Source organism: Lysobacter sp. OAE881 (assembly GCF_040546665.1).
In the GTDB taxonomy this organism is placed as follows: Bacteria; Pseudomonadota; Gammaproteobacteria; order Xanthomonadales; family Xanthomonadaceae; genus Lysobacter_J; species Lysobacter_J soli.
Genome location: NZ_JBEPOG010000001.1, coordinates 1,084,020 through 1,109,800 on the forward strand (window position 1 = coordinate 1,084,020; position 25,781 = coordinate 1,109,800).

Annotated in this window: 28 protein-coding genes, 1 tRNA gene and 1 pseudogene; 21 read left to right on the top strand and 9 right to left on the bottom strand. The window is 67.6% G+C overall.

Features of this window, described 5'->3' with window-relative positions; genetic code table 11:
- The first annotated feature begins 139 nt into the window (after positions 1–139).
- Positions 140–1,984 carry an ABC-F family ATP-binding cassette domain-containing protein gene (locus tag ABIE51_RS05000; RefSeq protein WP_157029437.1) on the top strand — a complete coding sequence of 615 codons (1,845 nt, stop codon included), beginning with the start codon at positions 140–142 and terminating at the stop codon, positions 1,982–1,984.
- A gap of 376 nt (positions 1,985–2,360) precedes the next feature.
- Here the strand turns inward: ABIE51_RS05000 and ABIE51_RS05005 are convergent, their stop codons facing one another.
- Positions 2,361–3,257, bottom strand: coding sequence for a PhzF family phenazine biosynthesis isomerase (locus tag ABIE51_RS05005; protein WP_192632447.1), 897 nt, complete (start codon positions 3,255–3,257; stop codon positions 2,361–2,363).
- A gap of 214 nt (positions 3,258–3,471) precedes the next feature.
- Here ABIE51_RS05005 and ABIE51_RS05010 point away from each other — a divergent pair, with 214 nt between their 5' ends.
- From ABIE51_RS05010 to ABIE51_RS05110, 20 genes and pseudogenes are all read left to right on the top strand, one after another.
- Complete coding sequence (locus ABIE51_RS05010; protein WP_192632448.1) at positions 3,472–3,777, top strand: FmdB family zinc ribbon protein; 306 nt, start codon at positions 3,472–3,474, stop codon at positions 3,775–3,777.
- Between the two features lie 106 nt (positions 3,778–3,883).
- Positions 3,884–5,683 carry an aspartate--tRNA ligase gene (aspS, locus tag ABIE51_RS05015; RefSeq protein WP_192632449.1) on the top strand — a complete coding sequence of 600 codons (1,800 nt, stop codon included), beginning with the start codon at positions 3,884–3,886 and terminating at the stop codon, positions 5,681–5,683.
- 2 nt (positions 5,684–5,685) lie between these two features.
- The gene (locus tag ABIE51_RS05020; protein WP_115843765.1) at positions 5,686–5,961 is read left to right on the top strand and encodes a DNA primase; all 276 of its coding nucleotides are present in this window, start codon (positions 5,686–5,688) and stop codon (positions 5,959–5,961) included.
- Positions 5,962–5,963: 2 nt separating this feature from the next.
- Positions 5,964–6,473, top strand: a complete 510-nt coding sequence (locus ABIE51_RS05025) for a GNAT family N-acetyltransferase (protein ID WP_192632450.1) — start codon at positions 5,964–5,966, stop codon at positions 6,471–6,473.
- A gap of 53 nt (positions 6,474–6,526) precedes the next feature.
- Positions 6,527–7,177, top strand: coding sequence for an esterase/lipase family protein (locus tag ABIE51_RS05030; RefSeq protein WP_192632451.1), 651 nt, complete (start codon positions 6,527–6,529; stop codon positions 7,175–7,177).
- 37 nt (positions 7,178–7,214) lie between these two features.
- A complete protein-coding gene (locus ABIE51_RS05035; protein ID WP_192632452.1) occupies positions 7,215–7,943 on the top strand; it encodes a YebC/PmpR family DNA-binding transcriptional regulator in 729 nt (242 codons plus the stop codon).
- Positions 7,944–7,973: 30 nt separating this feature from the next.
- Positions 7,974–8,501 (top strand): crossover junction endodeoxyribonuclease RuvC, encoded by a 528-nt coding sequence (ruvC, locus tag ABIE51_RS05040; protein ID WP_192632453.1) that lies wholly within the window; start codon positions 7,974–7,976, stop codon positions 8,499–8,501.
- A gap of 169 nt (positions 8,502–8,670) precedes the next feature.
- Complete coding sequence (gene ruvA, locus ABIE51_RS05045; RefSeq protein ID WP_192632454.1) at positions 8,671–9,261, top strand: Holliday junction branch migration protein RuvA; 591 nt, start codon at positions 8,671–8,673, stop codon at positions 9,259–9,261.
- 52 nt (positions 9,262–9,313) lie between these two features.
- Positions 9,314–11,242 carry a potassium transporter Kup gene (locus tag ABIE51_RS05050; RefSeq protein WP_115843755.1) on the top strand — a complete coding sequence of 643 codons (1,929 nt, stop codon included), beginning with the start codon at positions 9,314–9,316 and terminating at the stop codon, positions 11,240–11,242.
- Between the two features lie 90 nt (positions 11,243–11,332).
- Positions 11,333–12,361 carry a Holliday junction branch migration DNA helicase RuvB gene (gene ruvB, locus ABIE51_RS05055; RefSeq protein WP_192632455.1) on the top strand — a complete coding sequence of 343 codons (1,029 nt, stop codon included), beginning with the start codon at positions 11,333–11,335 and terminating at the stop codon, positions 12,359–12,361.
- A 1-nt stretch (position 12,362) separates the two neighbouring features.
- Entirely contained in the window at positions 12,363–12,797 is a 435-nt protein-coding gene (gene ybgC / locus ABIE51_RS05060; protein WP_192632456.1) for a tol-pal system-associated acyl-CoA thioesterase, read from the top strand.
- Between the two features lie 90 nt (positions 12,798–12,887).
- Positions 12,888–13,673 carry a protein TolQ gene (gene tolQ / locus ABIE51_RS05065; RefSeq protein ID WP_192632457.1) on the top strand — a complete coding sequence of 262 codons (786 nt, stop codon included), beginning with the start codon at positions 12,888–12,890 and terminating at the stop codon, positions 13,671–13,673.
- A gap of 90 nt (positions 13,674–13,763) precedes the next feature.
- Entirely contained in the window at positions 13,764–14,228 is a 465-nt protein-coding gene (gene tolR / locus ABIE51_RS05070; RefSeq protein ID WP_192632458.1) for a protein TolR, read from the top strand.
- Positions 14,228–15,200, top strand: a pseudogene (gene tolA, locus ABIE51_RS05075) (cell envelope integrity protein TolA). The gene tolR and the pseudogene tolA overlap by 1 nt, the downstream one beginning before the upstream one ends.
- 162 nt (positions 15,201–15,362) lie before the next feature.
- Positions 15,363–16,679, top strand: a complete 1,317-nt coding sequence (tolB, locus tag ABIE51_RS05085) for a Tol-Pal system beta propeller repeat protein TolB (protein WP_115843743.1) — start codon at positions 15,363–15,365, stop codon at positions 16,677–16,679.
- A 72-nt stretch (positions 16,680–16,751) separates the two neighbouring features.
- On the top strand, positions 16,752–17,261 hold the full coding sequence (gene pal, locus ABIE51_RS05090) for a peptidoglycan-associated lipoprotein Pal (protein ID WP_115843741.1): 510 nt from the start codon (positions 16,752–16,754) through the stop codon (positions 17,259–17,261).
- A gap of 9 nt (positions 17,262–17,270) precedes the next feature.
- Positions 17,271–18,074, top strand: a complete 804-nt coding sequence (gene ybgF / locus ABIE51_RS05095; protein WP_181902856.1) for a tol-pal system protein YbgF — start codon at positions 17,271–17,273, stop codon at positions 18,072–18,074.
- Between the two features lie 17 nt (positions 18,075–18,091).
- Positions 18,092–18,769 carry a 7-carboxy-7-deazaguanine synthase QueE gene (gene queE / locus ABIE51_RS05100; RefSeq protein ID WP_192632459.1) on the top strand — a complete coding sequence of 226 codons (678 nt, stop codon included), beginning with the start codon at positions 18,092–18,094 and terminating at the stop codon, positions 18,767–18,769.
- Positions 18,770–18,794: 25 nt separating this feature from the next.
- Positions 18,795–19,493, top strand: a complete 699-nt coding sequence (queC, locus tag ABIE51_RS05105; protein ID WP_115843737.1) for a 7-cyano-7-deazaguanine synthase QueC — start codon at positions 18,795–18,797, stop codon at positions 19,491–19,493.
- 120 nt (positions 19,494–19,613) lie between these two features.
- A tRNA-Lys gene (locus ABIE51_RS05110) sits at positions 19,614–19,689 on the top strand.
- A gap of 320 nt (positions 19,690–20,009) precedes the next feature.
- On the opposite strand, the gene ABIE51_RS05115 is transcribed toward ABIE51_RS05110, so the two are convergent.
- From ABIE51_RS05115 to ABIE51_RS05150, 8 genes are all read right to left on the bottom strand, one after another.
- A complete protein-coding gene (locus ABIE51_RS05115; RefSeq protein WP_192632460.1) occupies positions 20,010–20,216 on the bottom strand; it encodes a hypothetical protein in 207 nt (68 codons plus the stop codon).
- Between the two features lie 189 nt (positions 20,217–20,405).
- Positions 20,406–20,714, bottom strand: a complete 309-nt coding sequence (locus tag ABIE51_RS05120; protein ID WP_267896525.1) for an HU family DNA-binding protein — start codon at positions 20,712–20,714, stop codon at positions 20,406–20,408.
- 42 nt (positions 20,715–20,756) lie between these two features.
- Positions 20,757–21,152: a hypothetical protein gene (locus ABIE51_RS05125; protein WP_192632461.1), complete on the bottom strand. Its 396-nt coding sequence runs from the start codon at positions 21,150–21,152 to the stop codon at positions 20,757–20,759.
- A 168-nt stretch (positions 21,153–21,320) separates the two neighbouring features.
- Complete coding sequence (locus ABIE51_RS05130; protein ID WP_157029456.1) at positions 21,321–21,719, bottom strand: hypothetical protein; 399 nt, start codon at positions 21,717–21,719, stop codon at positions 21,321–21,323.
- Between the two features lie 449 nt (positions 21,720–22,168).
- Positions 22,169–22,606 carry a GFA family protein gene (locus ABIE51_RS05135; RefSeq protein WP_192632462.1) on the bottom strand — a complete coding sequence of 146 codons (438 nt, stop codon included), beginning with the start codon at positions 22,604–22,606 and terminating at the stop codon, positions 22,169–22,171.
- Between the two features lie 41 nt (positions 22,607–22,647).
- Positions 22,648–23,052 (bottom strand): GFA family protein, encoded by a 405-nt coding sequence (locus ABIE51_RS05140; RefSeq protein ID WP_192632463.1) that lies wholly within the window; start codon positions 23,050–23,052, stop codon positions 22,648–22,650.
- A 105-nt stretch (positions 23,053–23,157) separates the two neighbouring features.
- Complete coding sequence (gene recQ, locus ABIE51_RS05145; protein WP_192632464.1) at positions 23,158–24,972, bottom strand: DNA helicase RecQ; 1,815 nt, start codon at positions 24,970–24,972, stop codon at positions 23,158–23,160.
- Between the two features lie 155 nt (positions 24,973–25,127).
- Positions 25,128–25,688, bottom strand: coding sequence for a Dps family protein (locus ABIE51_RS05150; protein ID WP_115843721.1), 561 nt, complete (start codon positions 25,686–25,688; stop codon positions 25,128–25,130).
- Between the last annotated feature and the right edge of the window lie 93 nt (positions 25,689–25,781).

Genomic DNA, 25,781 nt, shown 5'->3' on the forward strand with positions numbered 1-25,781 from the left:
GTCCGCACGCCGCTGCCGAGGCAGCAGATTGCGTCAAGGCGCGTCAATCGCGGGTCAGTGGCGACCGCGGCGCCCGTGCAGCGGGCCGAGCCTTTAGACTACGCGGCCCGGATTGCATCCGATCTGCGCGACCCGTCCCGTGATTTCCTTCCGCAATTTCGCCCTTCGCCGGGGCGAGCGCCTGCTGTTGTCCAACGTCGACCTGTCCCTGCATGCGGGCTGGCGCGTGGGCGTGATCGGCCGCAACGGCACCGGCAAGTCGTCGTTGTTCGCCGCGCTGCAGGGCGAGGTCGAAGCCGACCAGGGCGACATCGACATCCCCGCGCGCGTGCGCATCGCCAGCGTCGCGCAGGAAACGCCGGCACTGGACGATCCGGCGCTGGATTTCGTGCTCTCCGGCGACGCCGCCGTGTACGCGGCCATCGCCATGGAGCGCGACGCGATGGCGCGCGAGGACTGGGAAGCGGTCGCCGAGGCGCACCACAAGCTGGAAGAACTGGGCGGTTACGACGCCACCGCGCGCGCCGGCAAGCTGCTGCACGGCCTGGGCTTCACGCCCGATACGCACGAACGCGCGGTGAAGGAATTCTCCGGCGGCTGGCGCGTCCGCCTGAACCTCGCGCGTGCGCTGATGACGCCGTCGGACCTGCTGCTGCTCGACGAACCGACCAACCACCTCGATCTGGACGCGGTGCTGTGGCTGGAGCAGTGGCTGCTGAAATATCCGGGCACGCTGCTGCTGATCTCGCACGATCGCGAGTTCCTCGACGAGGTCACCACGCACACGCTCCATCTGCACGACGGCAAGGGCAAGCTCTACACGGGCGACTACACCGCGTTCGAACGCCAGCGCGCCGAGCACCTGCGCCTGCAGCAGATCACGCACGAAAAGGTGCAGGCCGAGCGCGCGCACCTGCAGAGCTTCATCGACCGCTTCAGCGCCAGCGCCGCGAAGGCCAAGCAGGCGCAGTCGCGCGTCAAGCGCCTGGCCAAGATGCAGAACACCGAAGCGGTGCGCGTGGAGCGCGCGCTGCGCATCGAATTCCCCGCGCCGGCGAAACTGCCGCACGCGCTGTTGCGCATCTCCGATGCCGATTGCGGTTACGGCAACCACGTCGTGCTCGACAACATCCGCTTCGTGCTCGAAGCCGGCGATCGTGTCGCGCTGCTGGGCCCGAACGGCGCCGGCAAGTCGACGCTGGTGAAGTCGCTGGTGGGCGAGATCCCGCTGCTGTCGGGCGAGCGCGGCGGCCATCCGGACCTGCGCATCGGCTACTTCGCGCAGCACACGGTGGAATCGCTGAAGGAAGGCACCAGCCCGATCGATCACCTTGGCGAAATCGCGCCGGGCGTGGCGACGCAGCAGCTGCGCGACTTCCTGGGCAAGTGGAATTTCCCGGGCGATCGCGCGTTCGAATCGGTCGACGGATTCTCCGGCGGCGAGCGCGCGCGACTGGCGCTGGCGCTGATCGCGTGGCGCAAGCCGAACGTGCTGCTGCTCGACGAGCCGACCAACCACCTCGACCTCGACATGCGCGAAGCATTGGCCGAAGCGCTGGCGAGTTTCGACGGCGCCATCGTGATGGTGTCGCACGATCGCCATCTCATCGGCCTGGTGTGCGAGACGTTCTGGCGCGTGGCTGACGGCGTCGCGCAGCCGTTCGACGGCGACCTTGATGCGTACGCGGTGTGGCTGCGCACGCGCGATTCCGCCGCGGAAAAGCCGAAGGCGCCGGTCGCCGCCGCGCCCGCGCCGAAGACCGCATCGAAGGGCCCCAAGGTCAACGCGCACAAGCTCGCGCAGGCCGAGGCGCGTGTGGCGGAGCTGGAATCGAAGCTGCACACGCTGGACCTCGACCTCGCCGACCCGGACAAGTACACCGGCGGCGGCACCGACGCGGCGGCGTTATCGAAGCAGCGCGACCAGGTCGCCGCCGAACTGGCGAAGGCGGAAGAAGCGTTGCTGGGGTTGTACGACGCGTAATCGCTGTCACGCGTGCGATCAGCTGAAACTCTTTGCTGTCATTCCCGCGAAGGCGGGAATCCATCCGTCCGACGCGTCACGCTGATGGGGCCAGTCTGTTTGTAGCTGTCATTCCCGCGAAGGCGGGAATCCATCCATCCCACGCGTCATGCTGATGGGGCCAGTCTGTTTGTAGCTGTCATTCCCGCGAAGGCGGGAATCCATCCATACGGCGCATCACGTCTAATGGATCGTGCAGCGCGAGATCAGGATGGGTTCCAGCGTTCGCTGGACCTACAAGTGCGGACGCGGACGGGAGATGGCATGACGCCTTGGGTCCCGGCGTTCGCCGGGATGACGGTGGAAAGGCGTCGACGGAACGGCGACTACTCCGTGCTCAGCGTTCGATCATCTCCCCCAACACCGCACGGCCCTCGATCGCCACCGCGATCGGCTCGCCGTCCCGGACGGTCACGGCGACGTCCATGAAACCACCGCGCCCCGCGCCATTGCGCTGACGGGCGCGGAAACGCGCCTCGCCATCGTGCGTCGGCAGCAGCCCGTGCTTCACCAGCCATGCGCCCATCGGGCCGTTCGCGTTGCCTGTCACCGGGTCTTCCTCGATGCCGATGCCCGGCGCGAACATGCGCCCGTGCGTCAGCGCGTCGTCGTCGGGCGCGACATCGAGCGTGAAAACGAAATAGCCGCGCGTGCCGGTGCGCTCGTCCAGTGCCGCCAGCCTTGCGAGGTCGGGGCGCAGCGTGCGCAGCCGCTCGCGACTGCGGATCGGCACCATCAGCTTGCCGTGGCCGGTGCTCACGAACTGCACCGGGCCGCGTGGACCGAGTTCGTCGAAGGACAGGCCCAGCGCGTCGGCGAGTTCGCGCACCAGCGCATCCGACAAGGGCTCGTCGAAGGTCGGCGGGTTCTGGCGGATGCGGATGGCGATGCCGTCGGCGTCCTCGCGCGTTTCCACCTGCTGGACGCCGGCGCCGGTGAGTTGCCGGCGCACGCCGCGCGTGCCGCCTTCCAGTGCGAGCGCGAAGTGCGCGCCGACCGTGGCGTGTCCGCACACCGGCACTTCGGTGGTCGGCGAAAAGAAACGCACGTGGACTTCATGGTCGTCGCCTTGCGGAGGCAGGACGAAGGCGGTCTCGGAGTGGCCCAGTTCGGCGGCGATCGCCTGCATCTGCGCGTCGTCGAGGCCGCGGGCGTCGGCGACCACGCCGGCGGGGTTGCCTTCGCCGCGTGCGGTGGTGAAGGCGTCGATCCGGTAGATGCGCAGCGGGGCCATTCCATGTTCCTGCACTTGGGGGAGGGCGCAGTCTAGGGTGCCCGTCCGGCGCGCAGGCGGCGTGGGACGCTGGGTTGCGGGATTGTCGCGGTCGCCGATCAGGCTCGCGGGACCGCCCGCGGGCGGGCTCGCGGCCCCGGGAAACGCCCGGGAGCTTGAAAACCCCGCATTCGCCGCCAGAATGCCCGCCTGACTTCGCAACGCCCGTCGTGCCATGCCGATCTATGCCTTCGAATGCGCCGCCTGCGGCCACTCCTTCGACCGCCTGCAGAAGATGTCCGACGCCGACCCGGTCGACTGCCCGTCCTGCGGAGCACCGCAGGTGCGCCGGCAGCTGACCGCCCCGCAGTTCCGCCTTGCCGGCGGCGGCTGGTACGAGACCGACTTCAAGAAGGACGGCGACAGGAAGCGCAACCTGGCCGGCGACGGCGGTTCGGCGCCGAAGTCCGAGTCCAGGCCCGCCGAGAGCAAACCGGCGGAGAAGAAGGCGGACACGCCGGCCTCCAAGCCCTCCACCTGAGGCTCCGGGGCGAGCACCGGCGCGAAGCTCGCTCCGGTGCCCGCGGCTGCCGCTAAAATGCGCAGTTCTCCGGCCACGCGGCCGGATCGCGAAACCTGGAGCCCCCATGCGTACCCATTTCTGCGGCCTCGTCGATGAGGCCCTGATCGGCCAGACCGTCACTCTGTGCGGCTGGGCCGACGTCGCCCGCAACCTCGGCGGCCTTTGCTTCATCGACCTGCGCGACCACGAGGGCATCGTGCAGATCGTGGCCGAGCCGACGACGGATGCGGCGCTGGGCGCAGGCGAGGCAAATGCGGCCGTGATCGCCACCGCCGCGAACGTCGGTTACGAGGACTGCCTGCGCGTGACCGGCGTCGTGCGCAAGCGCGAATCGGTGAACGCGAAGATCCGCACCGGCCAGGTCGAAGTCGTCGCGACCAAGATCGAAGTCCTCAACAAGGCCGAGCCGCTGCCGTTCCACGCGCACGAGAACCCGGGCGAGGACATCCGCCTGAAGTACCGCTATCTCGACATGCGCCGCCCCGAGATGCAGAAGATGATGCGCACGCGCATCAAGCTGGTGCAGGCGCTGCGCCGCTACCTCGACGAGCGCGGTTTCCAGGACATCGAGACGCCGATCCTGACCAAGGCCACGCCGGAAGGCGCGCGCGACTTCCTCGTGCCGGCGCGCATGCATCCGGGCGAGTTCTACGCGCTGCCGCAGTCGCCGCAGCTGTTCAAGCAGATCCTGATGATGGCGGGCTTCGACCGTTACTACCAGATCGCGCGCTGCTTCCGCGACGAGGCGCTGCGCGCCGATCGCCAGCTCGAATTCACGCAGCTCGACATGGAGTTCGCGTGGGTCTCCGAGCGCGATGTGCAGGACACGGTCGAGGAGATGATCCGCGTCGTGTTCCGCGACGTGATGGGCGTCGAGCTCGCGGCGCAATTCCCGCGCATGACCTACGCCGAGGCGATGCGCCGCTACGGTTCGGACAAGCCGGACCTGCGCATCGCGCTGGAATTCACCGACATCGCGCAGCTGGTGAAGTCGTGCGAGTTCAAGGTCTTCACCGACTGGGCTAACCATGAGGACGGCCGCGTCGTCGCGCTGCGCGTGCCGGGCGCCTCGACGCTGAGCCGCAAGCAGATCGACGATTACGCCGCCTACGCCGGCAAGTTCGGCGCGAAGGGCCTGGCGTGGATGAAGGTCGAAGACGCGTCGAAGGGCCGCGAAGGCATCAACTCGCCGATCGCGAAGTTCCTCGACGACGCGACGCTCGCCGCGATCGTGCAGGCCACCGGCGCGACCACCGGCGATGCGATCTTCTTCGGCGCGGCCACGTACAAGTCGGCGTCGGACTTCATGGGCGCGCTGCGTCTGAAGGTCGCGAAAGACCTCGGCCTCGTGGCGGAAGGCTGGGCGCCGCTGTGGGTCACCGATTTCCCGATGTTCGAGTGGGACGACGAGGAGAACCGCTACGTCGCCCTGCATCACCCGTTCACCGCACCGGCCGTGGATTCGATCGACGACCTGCGCGCCAATGCGAAGACGGCGGTGTCGCGTGGCTACGACATGGTGCTCAACGGCAACGAGATTGGCGGTGGTTCGATCCGCATCCACAACTCGCAGATGCAGAGCGCGGTGTTCGACCTGCTGGGCATCGGCGCGGAAGAAGCCGAGGGCAAGTTCGGCTTCCTGCTCGACGCGCTGAAGTTCGGCGCGCCGCCGCACGGCGGCATCGCGTTCGGCATCGACCGCATCGCCGCGCTGATGGCGGGCACCGAGTCGATCCGCGACGTGATCGCGTTCCCCAAGACCACCACCGCGCAATGCCTGATGACCGGCGCTCCGTCGCCGGTGCCGGACAAGCAGCTGGCGGAAGTGCACATCCAGATCCGTGAAAAGCAGGAAGGGAAGTAACGATGAGCGAAGTTCCGTTTGACCTGGAGTGGGAAGCCCTCGGCGAAGCCGGTTCGGCCGCTGGCGCGGGCCTGGTGACCGAGCGCGCGCAGGTGTTCGGCGGCTGGCTGGTGCGCACGCGCGTCGCCGGCGTGGTGTCGCTGGCGTTCGTGCCGGACGACCAGTTCCGCTGGGACGGTGAGGATTTCGGCGACGAGTACGAAGAAGAGGACGAAGACGCCGAAGAGGACGAGGAAGACGAAGAGTCCGACGAGGACGAGGAAGAGGACGACCAGTAAGGATGGAGCTGCGTCGCGCGACGGTTCCGGATGCGCAGGCGCTGTCGGCGCTTTCGTCGACGTGCTTCACCCAGACCTTCGGCCATCTGTACCCGCCGCAGGACCTGTCGCATTTCCTCGACGAGGCCTACGCCCCCGCGGCGTGGGCCTCGTTGCTTTCCGATCCCGCGTACGCGACGTGGCTGCTGGAAAGCGACGGTGTCGCGATCGGCTACGCCACGGCGGGCGCTTGTTCGCTGCCGCATGCGGACGTCGCGCCTGGCGACGGCGAGCTGAAACGCCTCTACGTGCTGCAGGAACACCAGGGTGGCGGCCGCGGTTCGCGCCTGTTCGATGCCGCCATCGCGTGGTTGCTGCGCGACGGCCCGCGCACGCTGTGGATCGGTGTCTGGAGCGAGAACCACGGTGCGCAGCGGTTCTATGCGCGGCACGGCTTCGAGCGCGTGGGCGATTACGACTTCGTCGTCGGCAATACGCGCGACCATGAGTTCATCCTGCGGCGCGGGGCCTGACGCTCGCCAGACGGGCCGTTGATTCCGGCCCCGGCGCCCACACCCCGACTTTCATGACCGACCACGCCGAACCCCGCCGGGTCCTGCTGATCCACGGCCTCTGGATGCCGCGGCTGTCCATGCACTGGCTGTCGCGGCGGCTGCGGGAGGCGGGTTTCGCGACCGAACTGTTCGGCTACCCGACCATCGCCGGCGGGCCGGAGGCGGCGCTGCCGATGCTGGCCCAGCGCCTTCGCAAGCGGCCGGCGCACGTGCTGGCGCACAGCCTCGGCGGGTTGGTGACGCTCACCGCGCTGGAATCCGAGCCGGATCTGCCGGTGCGGCGCGTCGTCTGCCTCGGCTCGCCCCTGCGCGGCAGCGCGGCGGCGCAGACGCTGGCGGGGCAGGCGTGGAGCAAGCCGTACCTGGGGCGCAGCGCCCGCCTGCTGCGCAGCGGCTGCCGGCCGTGGCACGGGCAGGCCGCGGTCGGGATGGTCGCGGGCCGCACGCCGCTGGGCCTGGGCCGCTACTTCGGCCGCTTCGACGGCGACAACGACGGCACCGTCGCGGTCGAGGAAACCCGCCTGGAGGGGCTCGCCGACCACGTGGTGATCCCCACCAGCCACACCGGCCTGCTGTTCTCGCCGGATGCGCTGCAGCTGGCGGTCGGTTTCTTCCGCGACGGCCGCTTCCCGGCGCGCGGCAGCGACGGCGGTATCGAGTAAAATTCCCCGCTTCGAACGATTGAAGCTGGACGGTTCCATGGGCAGAGGTCCCTCCATCGAGGCGCGCAAGAATGCGGTCGACGCGCAGCGCGGCAAGATCTTCACCAAAGTGATCCGCGAGATCGGCGTGGCCGCGCGCAGCGGCGGCGGCGATCCGGCGGGCAATCCGCGCCTTCGCGCGGCGATCGACAAGGGCCTGTCGGTCAACATGTCCAAGGACGTGATCGAGCGCGCCATCAAGAAGGCCACCGGCGAGCTGGAAGGCGTGGTCTACGAGGAAATCCGCTACGAGGGCTACGCCCCGGGCGGCGTGGCCGTGATCGTGGACTGCCTGACCGACAACAAGGTCCGCACCGTGGCCGACGTGCGCCATGCGTTCGGCAAGTTCGGCGGCAACCTCGGCACCGACGGCTCGGTGTCCTTCATGTTCAAGAAGCTCGGCGTGCTGTCCTTCGCCGCGGGCGCGAACGAAGAGAAGATCACCGAGCTGGCCATCGAGGCCGGTGCCGACGACGTGGTCGTCTACGACGACGGTGCCATCGACGTGGTGACCGCGCCCGACGCCTTCGCCGGCGTGAAGTCGGCCATGGAAGCGGCCGGCCTGACGGCGGATTTCGCCGAAGTGACGATGCGCGCCGACAACGACGTCGCCGTGGCCGGCGAAACCGCACAGCAGGTCGTGAAGCTGCTGCGCTGGCTGGAAGACATGGACGACGTGCAGAACGTCTATTCCAACGCCGATCTCGACGAGGGCGCCTACGCCTGACCTGAGGGTCGGACGCAGGCAAACCACGTGATGACCCGCATCCTGGGCATCGATCCCGGCTCGCAGCGCACGGGCGTCGGCGTCATCGACGTCGCGCCCGACGGCCGCTGCACCTACGTGCACGCGCAGGCGCTGGTGCTGCTGGAGGCCGAGGATTTCCCGTCGCGCCTGGGCCTGCTGTGTGACGGGCTCGAAGCGCTGCTGGATGAGTGGCAGCCACAGCAGGTCGCGATCGAGACCGTCTTCATGGCGAAGTCGGCGACTTCGGCATTGAAACTCGGCCACGCGCGCGGCGCCGCGCTGGCGACGGTCGTTCGCCGCCGGCTTCCGGTCAACGAATACGCGCCGCGCGTGATCAAGCAGTCCCTGGTCGGCCGCGGCGCCGCCGACAAGGAGCAGGTCCAGCACATGGTGCGCCTCCTGCTGAACCTGCCCGGCATGAAACTGCAGGCCGACGCCGCCGACGCGCTGGCGATCGCGCTCACCCACGCCCACATGAGCGCCACCGCGGCGCGCACGGGCGTGGCGACCCATCTGTTGCGGAGACGCGGGGCATGATCGGAAGGTTGAAAGGCACGCTCGTGATGAAGCAGCCGCCGTGGGCGAAGCGACGCGCTTGCGAGCCACTGGCTCGCGCGTCGCTGAGCGCCCGGCCATGGATGGTCGGGCAGGGCTTGCCGAAGCCTGTCGCGCATCGCCAAGGATGGCAGCCGTCGGAGGCTTCACCATGATCGGTCGCCTCAAAGGCGTTCTCGTCATGAAACAGCCGCCTTGGCTGGTTGTCGACGTCAACGGCGTCGGCTACGAGCTGGAAGCACCGATGAGCACGTTCTACGACCTGCCGGACCTGGGCCGCGAAGTCTCGCTGTTCACGCATTACGCGCAGAAGGAAGACAGCGTGTCGCTGTACGGCTTCCTGCGCGAAGGCGAGAGGCGGCTGTTCCGCGACGTGCAGAAGGTCTCCGGCATCGGCGCGAAGATCGCGCTGGCGGTGCTGTCGGGCGTGTCGGTCGACGAATTCGCCCGCCTGGTGCAGGCCGGCGACATCACCGCGCTGACGCGCATCCCGGGCATCGGCAAGAAGACCGCCGAACGCATGGTCGTGGAACTGCGCGATCGCGCGGCCGATCTTGCCGGCGTCGGCGCGACGCTGAACGTGCCGGGCGCTGCCGGCGACGCGCAGAGCGAGGCGGTGATCGCCCTGCAGCAGCTGGGCTACAAGCCCGCCGAGGCCGTGCGCATGGCGCGCGAGGCCACCGAGGCCGGCGACGACGCTGCCGCCATCATCCGCAAAGCGCTAAAGTCCGCGCTTCGCTGACACCCACACCAGATCTGCGGCGTTCCGGCGTCGCCCCTGTCGATCCCATCCCATGTCCCTTCCCGCATCCGATTCGCGCAGCCATGGCCACGATCACGGCCAGGGCAAGGGGCTGGCCGGCCTCATCGTTGGCGCGATCGGTGTCGTCTTCGGCGACATCGGCACCAGCCCGCTGTACACGCTGAAGGAAGCCTTCTCGCCGCACTTCGCCGAGCGTCTGGGCATGGTGGTGAACGAGGCGACGGTGCTGGGCATGCTGTCGCTGGTGTTCTGGGCGCTGATGATCGTGGTGACGGCCAAGTACGTCACCATCATCATGCGCGCCGACAACCAAGGCGAGGGCGGCATCATGGCGCTGATGGCGCTGGCCCAGCGCACGCTGCCGAAAGGTTCGCGATCGGCATACGTGGTCGGCATCCTCGGCATCTTCGGCGCGTCGCTGTTCTTCGGCGACAGCGTGATCACGCCGGCGATCACCGTGCTGGGCGCCGTGGAAGGCCTGGAAATCGCCGCGCCCGGGCTGCACCGCTTCATCGTGCCGCTGTCGGTGGTGATCCTGGTGCTGGTGTTCCTGGCACAGCGCTTCGGCACCGAGAAGGTCGGTCGCGTGTTCGGCCCGGTGATGCTGGTGTGGTTCCTGTCGCTCGCGGCGATCGGCATCTACAACATCGCCAAGGCGCCGGCCGTGGTGGCCGCGCTCAATCCGATGTGGGGCATGCGCTTCTTCATGGAGCACGGCAGCCTGTCGGTGATGATCCTGGGCGTGGTGGTGCTGGCCGTCACCGGTGGCGAGGCGCTCTACGCCGACATGGGCCACTTCGGCGCGCGTCCGATCCGGCACGGCTGGTATTTCATGGTGCTGCCGTGCCTGACGCTGAACTACCTGGGGCAGGGCGCGTTCGTGCTCGCGCACCCCGAAGCGGTGAAGAACCCGTTCTTCGAAGCGGTGCCACCGTGGGCGCTGTATCCGATGATCATCCTGGCGACGATGGCGGCGGTCATCGCCTCGCAGGCCGTGATCACCGGCGCGTATTCGGTGGCCAGGCAGGCGATGCAGCTGGGCTTCCTGCCGCGCATGCAGATCAAGCACACCTCGCGCGAAACCATCGGCCAGATCTACGTGCCGGGCATCAACTGGCTGCTGATGATCGCGGTGCTGGCGGTGGTGCTGGCGTTCCGCAGCTCCACCGCGCTGGCGACGGCGTACGGCATCTCGGTGTCGGCGACGATGCTGATCGACACGCTGCTGCTGGCGCTGGTCGCGCGCGCGCTGTGGCCGCGCTGGCGCACCTGGGTGCTGCCGTTGTGCCTGGTGTTCTTCGTCGTCGACGTGGGCTTCGTCTTCGCCAACGGCGCGAAGTTCTTCGACGGCGCGTGGTTCCCGCTGCTGCTGGGCGTGGTCGTGTTCACGCTGCTGCGCACCTGGCGTCGCGGTCGCGAGCTCCTGCACGACGAAGTCCGCAAGGAAGGCATCGGGCTGGACACCTTCCTTCCCGGCCTGATGCTCGCGCCGCCCGTGCGCGTGCCGGGCACGGCGATCTTCATGACCGCCGACAAGGGCGTGGTGCCGCACGCGCTGCTGCACAACCTCAAGCACAACAAGGTGCTGCACGAGCGCAACGTGTTCCTGACGGTGGAAACGCTGAACATTCCGTACGCGCCGAAGGAAAAGCGCCTGAAGATAGAGTCGATCGCCGGCGAGGACTTCTACCGCGTGCTGATCCGGTTCGGCTTCATGGAAGTGCCCGACGTGCCGCTCGCACTGATGCGCTCCTGCGACGCCGGCGGCACCTATTTCGATCCGATGGACACGACGTATTTCGCCAGCCGCGAAACCGTGGTCGCCAGCCGCCACCGCGGCATGCCAATCTGGCGCGACCGCCTGTTCGCCTTCATGCACCGCAACGCGGCGCCGGCGACGGGTTTCTTCCGGATTCCGGGCAACCGGCTGGTGGAGCTGGGCGCGCAGGTCGAGATCTGACCGGCAGGGAGCGTGCCAGCGGCCTCGTGAGGCCTGCCGTTGTGAGGCATGTCCCTGTGCCGCATGCGCCACGCGTGCGAACATAACCGGATGAACGATTCCCGCATCATCGCCGCCGGCGCCACGCGCGAGGACGAGGCCATCGAGGCCTCGATCCGCCCCAAGCGCCTGGACGAGTACCTCGGCCAGCAGCCGGTGCGCGAGCAGATGAAGATCTACATCGAGGCGGCCAAGGCGCGCGGCGAGGCGCTGGACCACGTGCTGATCTTCGGGCCGCCGGGCCTGGGCAAGACCACGCTGAGCCACGTCATCGCCAACGAACTCGGCGTCAACCTGCGCCAGACCTCGGGCCCGGTGATCGAAAAGGCGGGCGATCTGGCGGCGCTGCTGACCAACCTGCAGCCGCACGACGTGCTGTTCGTGGACGAGATCCACCGCCTCTCGCCGGCGATCGAGGAAGTGCTCTATCCAGCGATGGAGGACTACCAGATCGACATCATGATCGGCGAGGGCCCGGCCGCCCGTTCGATCAAGCTCGACCTGCCGCCGTTCACCCTGATCGGCGCGACCACGCGCGCGGGCCTGCTGACCGCGCCGCTGCGCGACCGCTTCGGCATCGTGCAGCGGCTGGAGTTCTACAACGCCGAGGAACTCACGCGCATCGTGCGGCGCTCGGCGCACATCCTCGGGATTTCGTGCGAGCCCGAAGGCGCGGCGGAAATCGCCCGCCGTTCGCGCGGCACGCCGCGCATCGCCAACCGCCTGCTGCGCCGCGTCCGCGATTACGCGCAGGTGCGCGCGGGCGGGGCGATCACGCGCGAAGTGGCCGACGCGGCCATGGCGATGCTCAAGGTCGATCCGGAAGGCTTCGACGACATCGACCGCCGCCTGCTGCACACCATCGTCGATTCCTTCGACGGCGGACCGGTCGGCGTGGAATCGCTGGCCGCGGCGCTGAGCGAGGAGCGCGGGACGATCGAGGACGTCATCGAGCCGTACCTGATCCAGCAGGGTTTCCTGATCCGTACCGCCCGCGGCCGCATGGCTACGCCGAAGGCGTACCGGCACATCGGCCTCAAGCCCAAGCCCGGCACGGGCGGACTCTTCGAGGAGGCCTGACGTGTCGGAAGAAGCGGCGATTGGGGCGACGTTCAGTTGGCCGACACGCGTCTATTGGGAAGATACCGACGCGGGTGGGGTGGTCTATCACGCGCAGTACCTGGCCTTCATGGAGCGCGCCCGCACCGAGTGGATGCGCGCCCACGGCTACGGCCAGGAACTGCTGCGGCGCGAACACGACCTGGTGTTCGCGGTGCGTGCGATGCAGATCGATTTCCTGAAGCCGGCGCGACTGGACGATGCGCTGGACGTAGAGGTCGAGCTCATCGAATGCCGGCGCGCGAGCGCGGTATTCGCGCAGACGATCCGCCGCGGCGACGAGGTGCTGCTGACCGCGCAGGTGCGCGTGGCGGCGCTCGATGCCGCCGGTTTCCGCCCGCGCGGGATTCCCTCGCCGCTGCTGGACGAGCTCAAGTCGCTCGAACGGCCGCGTTGAGCGGCTCCGGGCATTCACCCCGAAACGACAGTCGTCCGTTAAAGACATTCGTTGCAATCAGTCCCGCACGACGGGCACGGAGAACCAAGCATGACGCCACTGCTGACCGCGCTGCAGGCCACGACGGTCGAGGCCCTTCCGGAAGACGCCGCCAACACCGCTGCCGGTGCCGCGCAGGCCGTGACCGCCGGTGCCGCCGGCGACAACAGCCTCAACCTGCTCACCCTGGTGCTGCACGCCAGTATCCCGGTGCAGCTGGTGATGTTGCTGCTGCTGTTCGGTTCGATCGCCTCGTGGGTGATCATTTTCCGCAAGAAGCGCGTGCTCGACCGCGCCGCGCGCGAGGCCGACCAGTTCGAGGAGCGCTTCTGGTCCGGCGCCGAACTGTCGAAGCTTTACGCCGGTTCGACCGAGCGCAATCGCGACATCTCCGGCCTGGAAGCGATCTTCGAAGCCGGCTTCCGCGAGTTCAGCCGCCTGCGCCAGCGCCGCGGGGCCGACAGCCGCATGCAGCTGGAAGGCGCGCAGCGCGCCATGCGGGCCACGGGTTCGCGCGAGATCGACGGCCTCGAACACAACCTCGAGTTCCTCGCCAACGTCGGTTCGATCAGCCCGTACGTCGGCCTGTTCGGCACGGTGTGGGGCATCATGATTTCGTTCCAGGGCCTGGCGAACATGAAGGAGGCGACGATCGCCACCGTCGCGCCGGGCATCTCCGAAGCGCTGGTCGCCACCGCGATGGGCCTGTTCGCCGCAATCCCGGCGGTGTGGGCCTACAACCGCTTCGCGACCAAGGTCGAGCGCATCGCTGTTCGCTACGACGCGTTCTCCGAAGAGTTCTCCTCGATCCTGCAGCGCCAGGTCGACGAGGTTTGATGCGAGTCCCTCGCAAAAGCCCGCACGCCGTCGTGCGGACTCTTCAACTGCCGCCCTGGTCGCTGACGCGCCGGGCCACCTGAGGAAGCCATGGCCGGAATCAACGCGCGCCGCCATCGCAAGCGCAAGCTCAAGGCCGAGATCAACGTCGTGCCGTACATCGACGTCATGCTCGTGCTGCTCATCATCTTCATGGTCACCGCGCCCTTGCTGAACCTGGGCGTGGACATCGACCTGCCGCAATCCAACGCCAAGTCGATCCAGGAAAAGAAGGACCCGGTGATCGTCAGCGTCGACGCGTCGGGCAACTACTTCCTGACCGTCAAGGCCGGCAGCAATGAAGCCGTAACCGCCGATACGCTCACGGCGAAGGTGCGCGGCATCGTGTCGCAGAATCCGGACGTGGCGGTCTTCGTCGCCGGCGACGCCAAGGCCAACTACCAGAAGGTGATGGACGCGCTGGTGCTGCTGCAAGGTGCCAACGTCAAGAAGGTCGGCCTGATGAGCCAGCCCGATCAGGCCACGCAAGGCCAGGCCAACCAGGGCCGTCGCTGATGCGGGAAACGCGCGCCGACACCACGCAGGCGATCGTCGCGGCGCTGCTGCTGCACGTGCTGCTGTTCGGGCTGATGTTCATCGGCCTGTTCTGGACGCGTTCCAGTGCACCGGTGTCCGTGGCCGGCTCGCCGGTCGCGGCCGAACTGATCGACGCCAATGCGCTGTCGCCGGCGATGCAGCGCACGCTGCGTGATCGTCCCAAGCCGGTGGAAGAAGAAATTCCGCCGCCGCCGGAGCCCGAGGACGTCGCGCCGTTGCCGCAGCCGCTGCCCGAGCCGGTGCCGCAGGACGCCGTCGCGCCGCCGCAGCAGGCGCCGCAGGATTTCATTCCGGTGCCCGACACCGAGAACCAGGAAGCGGTCGTCGAAACGCCCACGCCGACGCCGGCCGAAGAAAAGAAGGCGCAGGAGCTCAAGCGCAAGCAGGAGCAAGTGGACCTGACCGAGCAGAAGCGCCAGCAGGAAGTCGAGCAGCAGCGTCGCCTGGCCGCACAGCAGGAACAGGAACGCCAGCAGAAGCTCGCCGAGATCCGCAAGAAGCGCGAGCAGGCCGCACGCGAGGCGAACCTCGCCGAACAGCGCCTGCGTCAGATCGCCGATGTACGCGCGCGCCAGTCGTCCGAAACCTCGCCGAGCAGCGGCAGCGATGCCGCCAGCCCGCCGCCGGGCAACAACGGCGTCGATACCGGATTGAAGGCGCGCTACGCCGCGGCGCTGCAGGAAGCGATCCTCGCCAAATGGACTCGCCCGGGAAACGGTGCCGGTCGGCGCGCGTTGCACGCTGCTGATCCGCCAGCTCCCGGGCGGGCAGGTGATGAGCGCGGAAGTGTCATCGCCCTGCGCCTACGATGAGCAGGGCCGGCGCTCGATCGAGGCCGCCGTCCTAAAGGCCCAGCCGCTGCCGTACGCCGGCTTCGAATCGGTGTTCTCCCGCAACCTGACGCTGAACTTCACCGCGCAGGACCGCTGAGGCCGCTCGGGCGGCCTCGCGGCGGCAGGGCGGGGCGCTCGGCGCGCCGTCGCGGGGTTCAGCTTTGAGGCGGCGTTCACCTGCCGGCGTTAACAATTACAAAGCTGAACGGATTGCCTCGCGCGGTCCGCCGACCGGAACGGATTGAAGACTGGAGTGCCGATGAAACGATCCCTCGCCTGGCTGGCTTCCTTGCTCGCCCTGTTGCTGCCCCTGTCCGCCATGGCCCAGCAAGGGCTCGAGATCGACATCGTCGGCGGCAACGCCGCGGCCATGCCGATCGCCGTCGTGCCGATGCCCTACCAGGGCAGCGCGACCGCACCGCAGACGGACGTCTCCGAAGTGGTGGCCGCGGACCTGGCGCGCTCGGGCCAGTTCCGTCCCTTGCCGGCAGCCGACATCACCGAAAAGCCCACGCGCGGCGGGGAGATCAACTACCCGACCTGGCGCGCGCTCAACCAGGACTACATCGTCGTCGGCCGCGTGCTCGATGCCGGTGCCGGCAGTTTCCGCGTCGAGTACGAACTGTTCGACGTGGCCAAGCAGCAGCGCCTGCTCGGCTTCGCGCTGACCGCACGCGCCAATGCGATGCGCGATGTCGCGCACCAGATCGCCGACGCCGTGTACGAGAAGATCACCGGCGTGCGCGGCGCGTTCTTCACCCGCATCGCCTACGTCACGGCCACCGGCACCGGTCGCGCCGCGCAGTACGCGCTGATGGTCGCCGACTCGGACGGCTTCAATCCGCAGACCGTCGTGCGTTCGCCCGAGCCGCTGCTGTCGCCGTCGTGGAGCCCGGACGGCAACCGCCTCGCCTACGTCAGCTTCGAAGGCGGGAACTCGTCGATCTACATCCAGAACATCTCCACCGGGGCGCGCGAACTGGTCGCCAAGTACCGCGGCATCAACGGTGCGCCGTCGTTCTCGCCCGATGGCCGTCGCCTCGCGCTGACGCTGTCGCGTACGGGTAATCCCGAGATCTACGTGATGGACCTGGGCAGCAAGAACCTGACCCAGCTGACCAACCACTTCGCCATCGACACCGAACCGACCTGGAGCGCCGACGGCGGCACGATCTACTTCACCTCCGACCGCGGCGGCCGTCCGCAGATCTATTCGGTCCCGTCCAGTGGCGGCAGCGCCACGCGCGTGACCTTCCAGGGCAGCTACAACGCCAGTGCCAGCGTGTCGTTCGACGGCAAGAAGATCGCCACCGCGCAGGGCAATGGCAACAACTACCGCATCGCGCTGATGGACAGCAGCCTTGGCGCTGCGCGTTGGAGCACACTTTCGCCCGGCTCGCTGGACGAGTCGCCGAGCTTTGCCCCCAATGGCGCGATGATCCTTTATGCTGCGCGCGAGGGCCGCCGGGGCGTGCTCTACGCCGTATCGTCCGACGGCCGGGTGCGCCAGCGCCTGGTGCTGGCGGATGGGGACGTGCGTGAGCCGGCCTGGGGGCCGTTCCGTTTGCCGCGTTGATATACGAAAGCGGTGTATTTACTTAGCAATTTGCCCCGATCTGACCCACGCCCGTTTTGACGAGGAATAACCATGAATAACACCACTCGCGTCCTGCTCGCCGCCGTGCTCTGCACCGCGGCCGTGGCCTGCTCCAAGAAGGTCAAGGAAACCCCGGTTGCCGAAACCACCCCGCCGCCGGCCCAGACCGAGCAGCCCGCCACCTCGGGCGTGTACGGCCCGGCCGACCTCGACACGGACGCCTGCCTGCGCCAGCGCGTCGTGTACTTCGATTTCGACCAGGACACCCTGCGTCCGGAGTTCCAGGCCATCGTCGGTTGCCATGCCAAGTACCTGCGTGACCGTCCGTCCTCGCGCATGACGCTGGAAGGCCACGCCGACGAGCGCGGCAGCCGCGAGTACAACCTGGGTCTGGGCGAGCGCCGCGGCAATGCCGTGTCGTCGGCCATCCAGGCCAACGGTGGCTCGGGCAGCCAGATCACCGTGACCAGCTACGGCGAAGAGCGTCCGGTCTGCACCGACTCGAACGAGGATTGCTGGGCCAAGAATCGTCGCGTCGAGATCGTCTACACCGCCAAGTAAGCGTTGATGATCCGCAAGACCGTACTCGCCATGGCATTCGCAGCGGCCCTCGTGGCCGCTGCGCCTGCCGTTGCGCAGCGCGCCAGCCTGGCCGACCGCGTGACTGTTCTCGAACAGCAGGCGGCCAACAACCAGGGCAACGTCGACCTGCTCAACCAGGTCACCCAGCTGCGCAACGAGATCCAGGCCCTGCGTTCCCAGGTCGAGGAACTGCAACAGCAGAACCAGCAGCTGATGCAGAGCTCCAAGGCCCAGTACCTGGACCTGGACGGTCGTATCAATCGCCTGGAGAGTGGCGCGGTCGTCCCGCCCGCTCCCGGTGCGACGCCGGCGCCGGCGGGCAGCAAGCCCGCCGCGCCGTCGGCATCGGCCAAGGACCGCCCTCCGGCGGTCTACGGCGACAAGGGCGCGATCGCCAAGAGCGGCGATGAACGAGTTGCCTACGACGCCGCGTTCAACGCGCTCAAGGGCGGCGACTACGTCGAGTCGGCCCGTCTGTTCCAGGCCTTCATCGAAACCCACCCGGAAGGCGCCTACACGCCCAACGCGCTCTATTGGCTGGGCGAAAGCTACTACGTCACCCAGAACTACCAGATGGCCCAGCTGCAGTTCCAGTCGCTGCTGGACCGCTACCCGACCCACGACAAGGCCCCCGGCGCGATGCTCAAGATCGGCCTGTCGCAGTTCAACCAGAAGCAGGTCGAGGCCGCCGAGCGCACGCTCGCCGACGTGTCGACCAAATACCCCGGCACCGACGCCGCCCGCACCGCCAGCGACCGCCTCAACGCGATCCAGCTCGGCCGGCTGCGCTGATCCGCTAAAATGGCGGGATGAACGCCGTCCCCCCCGATGCGGCCGTCGCATCGTCCGACCGGCTGCGCATCACCGAAATCTTCCTGTCCCTGCAGGGCGAAGCACGCGCGATCGGCTGGCCGACCGTCTTCGTCCGCCTGACCGGCTGTCCGCTGCGCTGCCAATACTGCGACACCGCCTATGCCTTCCATGGAGGCGAGTGGTGGCAGATCGACGACATCCTGGCCGAGGTCGCCCGCCACGGCGCGCGGCACGTCTGCGTGACCGGCGGCGAGCCGCTGTCGCAGAAGCGCTGCATCAGCCTGCTCAAGCGCCTTTGCGACGAGGGCTACGATGTCTCGCTGGAAACCTCCGGCGCGATCGACATCGCCGACGTCGACCCACGCGTGTCGCGCGTGCTCGACATCAAGACGCCGGGTTCGATGGAGGTGCACCGCAACCTCTGGTCGAACCTGCCGCTGCTGACGCCGCATGACCAGGTGAAGTTCGTGATCTGCTCGCGCGAGGACTTCGACTGGGCGAAGGACGTCGTCGCGCAGCATCGCCTGACGGACGTCTGCGACGTTCTGTTCTCGCCGAGTTTCGCCCAGATCAAGCCGAGCGACCTGGCCGACTGGATCGTCGCCGAGCGCCTGCCGGTGCGATTCCAGCTGCAACTGCACAAGATTCTGTGGAACGACGAGCCCGGCCGCTGAGCCGGTTCGTTTTCGAGGAAACGCCATGAAGAAAGCCGTCGTCCTGGTTTCGGGCGGGATGGACTCCGCCGTCGTCGTCGCCATCGCCCGCGCGCAGGGCTTCGACGTGCACGCGCTCAGTGTCCGCTATGGACAGCGCCACACGTCCGAACTCGATGCCGCGCAGCGCGTCGCCGATTCGCTCGGCGCCGTCGCGCACAAGACGGTCAACGTCGACCTGCGCAGCATCGGCGGGTCCGCGCTGACCGACGAAACCATCACCGTGCCGACCGACGCCGATGGTCACGCCGTCGGACAGGACGCGCCGAAGGACGCGATTCCGGTGACCTACGTGCCGGCACGCAACACGATCATGCTGTCGGTCGCGCTGGGCTGGGCCGAAGTGCTGGGCGCGAACGACCTCTTCTGCGGCGTCAACGCCGTGGACTACTCGGGCTATCCCGATTGCCGACCTGAATTCGTCGAGGCGTTCGAGAAGCTCGCCAATCTCGCCACCAAGGCGGGCGTGGAAGGCGCGGGCATCCGCGTGCATGCGCCGCTGCAGTTCATGAGCAAGGCCGACATCGTGCGCGAAGGCGTGCGCCTGGGCGTGGATTTCGCGCAGACCGTGTCGTGCTACCAGGCCGACGACGAGGGCCGCGCCTGCGGGCATTGCGACGCGTGCCGCCTGCGTGCCGAAGGTTTCGCCGCGGCCGGTGTCGCCGATCCCACGCGTTACGTCTGAACGAGGCCTCGCACGCGACGGGCACGCGTCACCTGCACCGTCACGGCGCCCTGCGCTAGAATGCACGCCCCGGCGCAACGTCGGGAATGCGCTCCGCACCGCGGACGCTGATCTTCAAGTGGGCCGTTAGCTCAGTCGGTAGAGCATCGGACTTTTAATCCGCTGGTCGATGGTTCGAATCCATCACGGCCCACCAATTTCGACAGACGCGACGAACACCGCACCGCTTGGTCATAGTTCGGTGCGGCGACCTGGACCTGTCACTCGACTCCGCTCGTTTGCCGTCGTAGCACCCGGCCAACCACGCGCGTTATGCGGCGTGCGCGCGGTGAATATCGCGACGAGTCGGGATGGCTGCCGATGGTGCCGAATGCGCAGGTCGGAGCAATCTCGACGCGCCGGAATCACCAATACCGCGCAAAACACGACACGCGATCCAACCGCGAAACTCCAGCAAACAACGCGCGTGTTCGCCACGTGCGTCATCCACCGGCAACGAAGCGAAGTCGCCGACGCTCAGTCTGCCGAAAGCAAACGTACGTCGTCCGGGTGCACGCGATACAGATGGGCCGGGCAGGAGAAAGCCGGTTCGCGATCGGTCGGCAGCGTGTCCCAGCGTCCCTGCGCGGAATTGCGGGCGCTCTCGTCCAGGTGCCACGCCTGGATGCGTGCGCCCACGGCGAAAGCTGCGCGAAGCGCGGCATGGTCATCGATGCGGTTCATTGGGGGCCTCGTACTGCGAAGTCGATGCGAGAGCATCGGAGCGCATACGTTGGACCCGGCGCGTCCCAGGCGTTAAGACGCCGGCGCAGCGGTTTTACATGGGTTCATGCGCGATGGAGCGACCACATCGGCGAACCATGAATGGACGATGCATGCGGCGGCAGCCGCCGCATGCATCGCGAAGGGCGCTTACTTCAGCGCGTCCTTGAGGGCCTTGCCCGGCTTGAACGCCGGCACGATGGTGGCCGGGATCACGATGTCCTCGCCGGTCTTCGGGTTGCGGCCGGTGCGGCCGGCGCGGTTGCGCGCCTCGAAGGTGCCAAAGCCCACCAGGGTCACGGCTTCGCCGTTCTTCAGCGTGGCGGTGACGGACTCGACCAGCGCATTGAGCGCCGCCTCGGCCTGGGACTTGGTGAGCTGCGAACGCTCGGCGATGGACTCGACCAGCTGTGCCTTGTTCATGCGGATTCCTGATTGGAAGGGCCGCGTAGCATACAGGCTAGCCGCCGATGTCTCATGTCCGGAGCCCGCCGGACCGGCTCAGGGCGGGAATTTCCAGCCAATGGCGAGCACCTGGTGGCGGTCCTCGAAGACGGGTCGGGTTGATTGGGCTTGGGTGGCGATCCGGTACCAGAACTCCAGCGTGGACTCGGTCACGCGCAGGCGATGGGCGTAGGCGCCGATGTAGACGGGCAGGTGGCCGACGTAAATCGCACCGTCGACGACGTCCTTCTGCGCCATGAAACGCGGCCGGCGCGGACGTCGCCCTGACGGAACCGGTTCTTCCATCGATGCGAAGCGCTCGGCGTACATCCGCTCCATGATCCGCGCGACCGTGGCGTAGCTGTTGTGGGCCGGCAACAGGGAGAGCAGCCGTCTTGGCTCCTCCCGATTGCCGTAGTCCTCGTAGATCACCCAGCCCGCGCTCTGGTCCATTGCGTCGACTCCCCGTACGTCCCGGCAGGTCGCGCGTCCGTCCGACGGGGCGCGCACGGTGTCGCTTCGTAAGGGCGATTCTTCATCCACGGGCGAATGCGCGGGCGCGGAAGGGCGCGTTTGCCGACGAAGCGCGTGCCTCATGCCATTGCCTCCGGTGTCATCGCATCAGACACCCGGTACGGGGAGGCGCAACATGCGGCACTCGAAGATGGGGCCGGGCGTTCCGCGATCGGTGGCGATGCGGTACCAGAACTCCAGTACGCCGGCGTGCGAAATGATCCGCTGCGCATAGACGCCGACGAATCGCGGCGACTGGCCGACGTAAATGCCGCCGTGGCGCGGATCGGTCTTGGCGGCGAAGCGGGAATCCTGCGGCCGGCGCTTGTAGGCGAAGCGCTCGTCCAGCGATGCGTAGCGATCGACATACACCTGCTCGGCGTAGCGCGCGATTGACGCGACGCTGCGATGGGCCGGCAGCAACGACAGCAACCGGCATGGCGACCCGAACGACGCGTCGTCCTCATACACGACCCAGCCGGCTCCGCGATTGATGGTCGTTGGCATGATCAAAGCACCTGCCAAGCGCGACGCGAGCCGCGTAGCGCACGGCATGGGCAGGAACAGTTGCGGCTTCTCATTTCTTGACCCCATGTCGTTTCGATCAGGGGCTAAGCATTTTTCGCCGCCGTGCAAACCATCAATGCGAAGTTTTCTTTGAGTCGAGAATGCCGGCGCACACGGGCCTGCGTTTCTAGCGCGCAAAGCGCTGAATCCCGGAAGAAAGTGCGGCATCCGCGGATCCGGATGCGACACGATCGAATGCGGTTCAAACGACTGCCGGCTTTACACAGGATTCAGAAAATTGCCGCATCACCCGTGCGGCAAAGAGCAATGGCACGAGCGGCAAACAGTCGAAGCTTTCGCTCAACCGTACCGTGGCGTCTTCAGATAAGTCTCAAGTTGGGCGAGCAAACGCCACAGATCTTTTCGCCTTGACCCGAAGGCGAATCGATTCAGTCGTCCCCTGTGGCCTGACTTGCCACCGCCGTACTGCTCCGCGAAAAGCGCGGCAACGTGTCGCGGGTGTCGAACCACGCGATGCGCGAACGTGTCCAGACGTGGTCGTCGATACGCACTCGATCCGGCTCATCGAGGCTTCCCACGCAGACCTGCACGCGGTCGGCGAGCACAGCTTCGCGCATCCCGAGCGTGCTTCCGCAGCGGGCGCAGAAGCCGCGCTCGGCGTTCGCCGAAGAGCGGAACCACGTCGGCTCCATCCCCGACCACGTGAAGGCAGTCGCCGGGAAATGCACGAACGCCAGCGCCGGTGCGCCCGAATGACGCCGGCACATCCCGCAATGGCAGATCACACCGCGCAGCGGTTCGGCCGTCGCGCGGTAGCGGATCGCGCCGCACAGGCAGCCGCCTTCAAAGATCGTTTCATCCGACATTCCATTGCTCCCGATCACGCCCGCGGCGATGACGCGAGCAATCAGCCCGTGCTGGTCCGCGGGTAATGCCGCATCGCCTCGTTGGCGCGCTCCCACGGCAGTTTGTGTTCGATCCAGATTTCCTTCGTCGGCGGGAACTGCTCGGGCGCGTCGAGCGTGGCCGTGGTGATGTCAATGCTGTCCACGTCGTCGTCGTGCCGGTAGCTCAGTTGCGTACCGCACACGCCGCAGAAGGTGCGCGTCACGTCCGGCGAGGAGCGGTATCGCACCGGCATGCCGTGGCTGAAGACGAGGCTGTTGACGTGGAAGGTCGACCACGCGACCGACGGGGCGCCGCTGGCTCGCCGACAACTCCGACAGTGGCAGATGCTGCGCGACACCGGCGGCGCCGTGGCGCTGTAGCGGACGGCCCCGCACAGGCAGCCGCCTTCGATGGTCATGCCCATGTTGGCCTCCACGACCCTGACGTGGCGGAAAGTCAGGCTATCCGGGGCGATGTGTGGGGAGCGCGAGGAAGCCGGCCGTAGGGCGCGCGGGCGACGCCCGGCGCGTCAGGCCGCGTCGAACAGCTGCTGCAGCACCGCCTCGCCGTAGCGATCGAGCTTGCTCGCGCCGATGCCCGGCACGCGGGAGAGCTCGTCCAGGTCGTCCGGAGCCGCCTGGGCGATCGCGCGCAGCGTGCTGTCGTGGAAGATCACGTACGCCGGCACGTTCTGCTCGCGCGCCATGTTGCTGCGCCATTCCCGCAGTGCATCGAAACGCAGCTGCGATTCGGGATCCAGGTCGATGGCGACCGCCGTAGCGGCTCCGCCGCGGGTACGGCGTCCGCGCGCCGGCTTCTCGGGTTCGTGGCGGAAACGCAGTTCGACTTCGCCCTTCAGCACCGGCCCGCTGAGCGCGGTGAGGCGCAACGCGCCGTGGTGCTCGATGTCGGCTTCCAGCAGGCCGCCGGCGACGAGCTGGCGGAACACGCCACGCCACTGGCGCTCGTCCAGGTCGCTGCCGATCGCCCACGTGCTCAGGGTTTCGTGGTTCCACTGCTTGACCTTGTCGGTCGCCACGCCACGGAGCACGTCGATGACGTGACCCGCGCCGAAGCGCTGGCCGGTGCGGTACACGCACGACAGCGCCTTGCGCGCGGCCTGCGTGCCGTCCCAACTGCGCGGCGGATCCAGGCAGTTGTCGCAGTTGCCGCACGCGCCGCCATGCGCTTCGCCGAACCAGCCCAGCAGCGATTGCCTCCGGCATTGCGTGGACTCGCAATACCCCAGCAGCGCGTCGAGCTTGCGCAGTTCCAGGCGCTTGCGTTCCTCGCCGGCCTCGCCCTGCTGGATCAGCTGCCGCAGGTTCACCACGTCGCCCAGCCCGTAGCTGAGCCAGACCTCGGCCGCTTCACCATCGCGGCCGGCGCGGCCGGTTTCCTGGTAGTAGCCTTCGATCGACTTGGGCAGGTCGACATGCGCGACGAATCGCACGTCCGGTTTGTCGATGCCCATGCCGAACGCGATCGTCGCCACCATCACGATGCCGTCCTGCTGCAGGAAACGCCGCTGGTTCTGTGCACGCAGCGACGCGTCCATGCCGGCGTGGTAGGGCAGGGCGTTGATGCCGGCGGCCTGAAGCTGGTCGGCGACGGTTTCCACGCGCTTGCGGGAGAAGGCGTAGACGATGCCGCTTTCGCCGCGATGGGCGTCGAGGAAGTCCAGCAGCTGCCGCACGCCGCCGCCGTCCTTGTGGACGATGCGGTAACGCAGGTTCGGGCGGTCGAACGAGCTGACGAACTGACGCGCATCCTCCAGTGCGAGCCGCTCTGCGATCTCGCGCCGCGTCGGCGCGTCGGCGGTCGCGGTCAGCGCGATGCGCGGAACGTCCGGCCAGCGCTCGTGCAGCACCGTCAGCTGGCGGTACTCCGGTCGGAAATCGTGGCCCCACTGCGAGACACAGTGCGCCTCGTCGATGGCGAACAGCGCGATGCGCGCGCGATCGAGCAGCGAGAGGAACCGGTTTGTCAGCAGCCGCTCGGGCGCGACGTAGAGCAGGTCCAGTTCGCCCGCCAGCAGCTGGCGTTCGACGTCGGCCGCGGCGTTCGCATCGAGCGTGGAGTTCAGGAAGGCCGCACGCACGCCGAGCTGGCGCAGCGCCTCGACCTGATCCTGCATCAGCGCGATCAGCGGCGATACCACCAGCGCGCACCCATCACGCAGCAGCGCGGGCAGCTGGTAGCACAGCGACTTGCCGCCGCCGGTGGGCATGAGGACGAGGGCGTCGCCACCGCCGGCGACGTGGTCGACGATCTGCCGTTGTTCGCCGCGGAAGCCGGGATGGCCGAACACGCGGCGGAGCAGATCGAGTGCAGGGTCTGACATCGGCCTAGTTTAACGAAGCCCGGCGATGGCGGGCCTTCGGAAAACGGCGGAAAACCGGGTCGGATCCGTCCGCAGCAGCGCCAGAAAGCAGAAACCCCTCTCCCTGCGCGGGAGAGGGGTTCGGCGAACCTTGAATCAGCGGGCCTGCGCCGCCATCACTCCAGCAGGGAGCGCAGCATCCACGCGTACTTCTCGTGGGTCTGCAGTCGCTGGGTCATCAGGTCGACGGTCGGATCGTCGCCGGCATCGTCGGCGGTCTTGAGGACCTTGCGCGCGGTGCGGGCCACGGCCTCGTTGCCGGCCACCAGCTGGCGGACCATTTCCTTCCAGTCCGGCGCTTCGGTCAGGCCGGGTTCCTCGGGAATCGAGCTCAGGCGGATGAATTCGGCGTACGAACCCGGTGCGTTGAAACCCAGCGCACGGATGCGTTCGGCGGTTTCGTCCAGCGCGGTCCACTGCTCGGTGTACTGGGTTTCGAACATCACGTGCAGGCTGTTGAACATCGGCCCGGTGATGTTCCAGTGGAAGTTGTGGGTCTTCAGGTACAGCGTGAAGCTGTCGGACAGGAAGCGCGACAGTCCCTCGGCGATCTTCTGGCGGTCGCCGCCGCTGATGCCGATGTCGATGGCCTGGCTGCTCGCCGTAGGCGTCAGCTGGGTCTGCGACTTGTCGGACTTCTGGGGCTTGGCGGGCTTGTCGTTCTTGGCTTTGGCCATTGCGGTTCTCCCTTCGATCATGGCATTGCGGCGACAATGGGCCATGCCGTCCGCGATGTGGGGGTGGTTACTTTTCAGGCAGCACGATGAAGT

Bases quoted from the DNA above. Each gene is read 5' to 3' on its own strand.
- ABIE51_RS05025 (WP_192632450.1), top strand. From the start codon at position 5,964: ATGGAGCTGCGTCGCGCGACGGTTCCGGATGCGCAGGCGCTGTCGGCG.
- ruvC (WP_192632453.1), top strand. From the start codon at position 7,974: ATGACCCGCATCCTGGGCATCGATCCCGGCTCGCAGCGCACGGGCGTC.
- ABIE51_RS05030 (WP_192632451.1), top strand. From the start codon at position 6,527: ATGACCGACCACGCCGAACCCCGCCGGGTCCTGCTGATCCACGGCCTC.
- tolR (WP_192632458.1), top strand. From the start codon at position 13,764: ATGGCCGGAATCAACGCGCGCCGCCATCGCAAGCGCAAGCTCAAGGCC.
- recQ (WP_192632464.1), bottom strand. From the start codon at position 24,972: ATGTCAGACCCTGCACTCGATCTGCTCCGCCGCGTGTTCGGCCATCCC.
- aspS (WP_192632449.1), top strand. From the start codon at position 3,884: ATGCGTACCCATTTCTGCGGCCTCGTCGATGAGGCCCTGATCGGCCAG.
- ruvB (WP_192632455.1), top strand. From the start codon at position 11,333: ATGAACGATTCCCGCATCATCGCCGCCGGCGCCACGCGCGAGGACGAG.
- ABIE51_RS05135 (WP_192632462.1), bottom strand. From the start codon at position 22,606: ATGTCGGATGAAACGATCTTTGAAGGCGGCTGCCTGTGCGGCGCGATC.
- pal (WP_115843741.1), top strand. From the start codon at position 16,752: ATGAATAACACCACTCGCGTCCTGCTCGCCGCCGTGCTCTGCACCGCG.
- queC (WP_115843737.1), top strand. From the start codon at position 18,795: ATGAAGAAAGCCGTCGTCCTGGTTTCGGGCGGGATGGACTCCGCCGTC.
- ABIE51_RS05010 (WP_192632448.1), top strand. From the start codon at position 3,472: ATGCCGATCTATGCCTTCGAATGCGCCGCCTGCGGCCACTCCTTCGAC.
- queE (WP_192632459.1), top strand. From the start codon at position 18,092: ATGAACGCCGTCCCCCCCGATGCGGCCGTCGCATCGTCCGACCGGCTG.
- ABIE51_RS05035 (WP_192632452.1), top strand. From the start codon at position 7,215: ATGGGCAGAGGTCCCTCCATCGAGGCGCGCAAGAATGCGGTCGACGCG.
- ABIE51_RS05130 (WP_157029456.1), bottom strand. From the start codon at position 21,719: ATGCCAACGACCATCAATCGCGGAGCCGGCTGGGTCGTGTATGAGGAC.
- ABIE51_RS05140 (WP_192632463.1), bottom strand. From the start codon at position 23,052: ATGGGCATGACCATCGAAGGCGGCTGCCTGTGCGGGGCCGTCCGCTAC.
- ABIE51_RS05005 (WP_192632447.1), bottom strand. From the start codon at position 3,257: ATGGCCCCGCTGCGCATCTACCGGATCGACGCCTTCACCACCGCACGC.
- ABIE51_RS05115 (WP_192632460.1), bottom strand. From the start codon at position 20,216: ATGAACCGCATCGATGACCATGCCGCGCTTCGCGCAGCTTTCGCCGTG.
- ABIE51_RS05150 (WP_115843721.1), bottom strand. From the start codon at position 25,688: ATGGCCAAAGCCAAGAACGACAAGCCCGCCAAGCCCCAGAAGTCCGAC.
- tolQ (WP_192632457.1), top strand. From the start codon at position 12,888: ATGACGCCACTGCTGACCGCGCTGCAGGCCACGACGGTCGAGGCCCTT.
- ABIE51_RS05050 (WP_115843755.1), top strand. From the start codon at position 9,314: ATGTCCCTTCCCGCATCCGATTCGCGCAGCCATGGCCACGATCACGGC.
- ABIE51_RS05020 (WP_115843765.1), top strand. From the start codon at position 5,686: ATGAGCGAAGTTCCGTTTGACCTGGAGTGGGAAGCCCTCGGCGAAGCC.
- ruvA (WP_192632454.1), top strand. From the start codon at position 8,671: ATGATCGGTCGCCTCAAAGGCGTTCTCGTCATGAAACAGCCGCCTTGG.
- ABIE51_RS05125 (WP_192632461.1), bottom strand. From the start codon at position 21,152: ATGGACCAGAGCGCGGGCTGGGTGATCTACGAGGACTACGGCAATCGG.
- tolB (WP_115843743.1), top strand. From the start codon at position 15,363: ATGAAACGATCCCTCGCCTGGCTGGCTTCCTTGCTCGCCCTGTTGCTG.